This window comes from Coprococcus hominis (ex Arizal et al. 2022), assembly GCF_040094675.1.
GTDB classification, from domain to species: domain Bacteria; phylum Bacillota; class Clostridia; order Lachnospirales; family Lachnospiraceae; genus Coprococcus_C; species Coprococcus_C hominis.
The window spans coordinates 1-3,432 of record NZ_JBBNHG010000017.1; the positions used below are offsets into that span (position 1 = coordinate 1).

Consider the following 3,432-nt stretch of genomic DNA (forward strand, 5'->3'; position numbering starts at 1 on the left):
CGAGCTTCTGAAGAAGAATCAGTATGGACAGTACTTGAAAGATGTTTTGGATGGAAAATATCTGGATGCGTTGAGATAAGTTGATGAATTATAAAAAGAAAAGATCTGGTGCTTTATGCGTCGGATCTTTTCTTTTTGAATCCAATCATCATCATGATCGCAAAGATAATGCATAACAGGATCATAAGCAGAAGATAGAGAACAGAGGCTCCCATAACAGCATATTTCCGCACAAAGATTGGGGATAGAATATATGCACAAACTGCTACAATACCATATCCGATTGCCTGACTGTTCTGAATCCGAATGATAGTCATGATTGTTACGAATAACCCGGATAAAGCAAGGAAGCCACCGCCCAATAATAACACAAGCAACTCTGTTTTGTATGGTGCAAGATCTGTGTTATATAGCATGGATAATACTGGTACTCCAAGAACGAAAGCTCCTGCCTCGCAGACAATAGTAATAATTCCAATGATTAAAATCTGTATCCAAAATAATCGAAAGAAATCTTTATTTTGTCGTTCTTTCCACATCATAGACATTCTTGCAATCATCGGACTGAATATAAAGTTGTTTAGCAATCCAATCACAAATACCGGCATGGCTATAAAACCATAGCATGCCTGCATTTCGTCGCTGAGTAAACTGTCAATCGCATATTTGGGTGCATTTCCAATATAAAAGGCGAGGAAACAGCCTAAAAACAGAGGAAAACAAACGCGTAACAATTCCCAGACTTTTCCTTTGTGGACAGATTCTTCTTTTCGAAAAGCTGGGTAAGTAAGTGTCACAAACATTATTAAAAGTAGTGTAGTAAATATAGTTGCGATCATCAGTGATATTAACTGATCACGTAGGAATATCAGTCCCAGACCAAATACCAGTATGGTTAATATCATGCGTAGAGTTAGCATTTTTCCAGCTACATCAAGCCGGTTTTCTTGCTGGTAATACCCCAGATAGGCGTCTTCGATAGAATCAACAATCTTAAACAGACACATCCATATGATGATCCATGTTTTGTTCATGTTATAATCATTTTTGCTTTTGGCGATTACGACGTAAACGAGTGAAACAATCAACATTAATACGGTTGTAATAATACGCGAGGTATTATATTCTTTGAAGTTAAACTGGCGCTTGACGTCGGACACTTGGAAATTACGCATGCCGTATTTTCCAATATTCAGGAAGAGATTAGCACTTGCATAGGCGAGTGTAAATACCCCTGCCTCATATAGATTTAATGTACGAGTAATAATCATCAGCATGATAACAGACTGAAACGCCATGAGCATGCTTCCTGCCATATTCCAGATGAAACTGGATTTGTTAATATTTTTACTATTTAATAGGAAGTGTTTTAATTTGTTCATGTTGTTACCTCTATCGTATAATATCAATAATATTGTACCATGTCACAATGAACCTTGCAATTATAATGCCAAGATGATAAAGTGGAATTTAAGGGTGTGAAGGAAGAAATATTAATCTAAGGATATTGTGAACTATGAATAGAAGAATCGTAATTTTTGCTTTGCTATGTGTATTAGCGCTGGGAGGTATTTCCGCAGCGGTTCATATGCATAATAAAACAGGAAATCAAGAGAAAATGAATACCGATGGATGCATAATCACACAATATTCAGATGCGACGGGAAGACAGGCGAATTGTTATACAATTACGAACAGTGGACATTTGATTATTATAGATGGTGGATGGGCTGAGAATGCCCCGGCATTAAGAAAGGTTATTGCCCAGAATGGGAATCATGTTGATGCATGGTTTATCTCTCATACACATAGTGATCACGTTGGTGCATTTAATGTGATTTATGCGGATCCACAGGGAGTGACTATAGATAAGATATATGATAATGGCTACGATTACGAATTTATTAAGGAAGCGGGGGAACCGTATGACAGTATGGGATTGGAACCTCTGGAGACATTTCATAATCTAACAAAGGATGCAGATAATATTATTCATTTGAGAAGAGATGAGGAGCTTGAAGTGTGCGGTCTGCGGATCCATGTGTATAATGCGTTTGATGATATTGTGAAGCAGAATGTTGGTCCGGATTTGGATTATCAGAATGATGGTTCTTTGTGCATGAAAATTACAAATCAGGAAGAAAGTTTTCTGTATACAGGTGATGTCAAAGCCGACATGAATAAATATTTATTTGAGACATATGGAGACGAACTGACGGGCGATTATGTTCAGTTGAGTCATCATGGAAATTGGGGATTTGAGACGGAAGATTATGACAGGATGAATGCAAAAGCTTACTTCGCAGATATCACTCCGGAATTTTATGAGTCTCACCCAATTGGAGAACTCCACCAGCATTTGGTTGATGAGAGAAAACAATATTATGATTATGGAACGGCACCGAATTCGGTGGAGTTGAAATAAGAAACGAAAAATACTATTGACTCTGGTAATCGCCTGCGTTACACTTAAAGTGTATTGCAGTCTAGTTACTAAAATTTGACAGATGTTTGATAATTTATATATGATATGCTTATAGGTGTCTTCTGTATTTCTTGGAAGACACCTATTTTTGCAGAGGGATTATATGAATATTATCCATGAGAGATTAAACAATTTGTTAACGACATACGTCAAATTAATAAAAAGAATTAACCTATGAAGGGATTAATTTTGACCGAAGGTTCCGGTATACGTTTATATCCATTGACCAGAGTAACATCGAAGCAGTTGCTCCCGATTTATGACAAGCCGATGATTTATTATCCGATGTCTGTACTTATGAATGCAGGCATTCGGGATATTCTGATTATCTCAACACCGGCAGATACACCGCGTTTTGAGGAGCTGCTGGGAGATGGACATCAGTTTGGCGTGAATCTGACTTATGCAGTGCAGCCATCACCGGATGGACTGGCGCAGGCGTTTATCATTGGTGCAGATTTCATTGGTGACGATTCTGTGGCAATGGTATTGGGCGATAATATTTTTGCTGGACATGGTTTGAAGAAGCGCCTGAAGGCGGCTGTGGAGAATGCAGAGAGCGGAAAGGGCGCTACAGTATTTGGCTATTATGTAGATGATCCGGAGCGTTTTGGTATTGTAGAGTTTGATCAGGATGGAAAGGCAATCTCAATCGAAGAGAAGCCTGCACAGCCGAAGAGCAATTACTGTGTAACCGGTCTTTACTTCTATGATAATCATGTTGTAGAGTATGCGAAGAATCTGAAGCCGTCTGCACGTGGAGAGCTGGAGATTACCGATTTGAACCGGATTTATCTGGAGAAGGGAAATCTGAATGTAGAATTGCTTGGACAGGGCTTCACATGGCTGGATACAGGTACACATGAGAGCCTGGTTGATGCAACGAACTTCGTAAAGACGATGGAGACGCATCAGCATCGTAAGATTGCGTGTCTGGAAGAGATCGC

3 protein-coding genes are annotated in these 3,432 nt (G+C 39.0%); 2 read left to right on the forward strand and 1 reads right to left on the reverse strand.

The genetic code is table 11. The annotated features are described in order from the left end of the window. Positions 1-113 precede the first annotated feature (113 nt). Positions 114-1,382, reverse strand: a complete 1,269-nt coding sequence (locus AAAT93_RS00790) for a lipopolysaccharide biosynthesis protein (protein WP_227573215.1) — start codon at positions 1,380-1,382, stop codon at positions 114-116. 134 nt (positions 1,383-1,516) lie between these two features. On the opposite strand from AAAT93_RS00790, the gene AAAT93_RS00795 reads away from it, so the two are divergent. Continuing rightward, on the forward strand, positions 1,517-2,425 hold the full coding sequence (locus AAAT93_RS00795; protein ID WP_227573214.1) for an MBL fold metallo-hydrolase: 909 nt from the start codon (positions 1,517-1,519) through the stop codon (positions 2,423-2,425). Positions 2,426-2,659: 234 nt separating this feature from the next. Beyond that, positions 2,660-3,432, forward strand: a 773-nt coding sequence (gene rfbA, locus AAAT93_RS00800; RefSeq protein ID WP_349095438.1) for a glucose-1-phosphate thymidylyltransferase RfbA, incomplete at its 3' end; no start/stop codon positions are given.

Coding starts and splice junctions, on each gene's coding strand:
- AAAT93_RS00790 (WP_227573215.1), bottom strand. CDS start 1,382: ATGAACAAATTAAAACACTTCCTATTAAATAGTAAAAATATTAACAAA.
- AAAT93_RS00795 (WP_227573214.1), top strand. CDS start 1,517: ATGAATAGAAGAATCGTAATTTTTGCTTTGCTATGTGTATTAGCGCTG.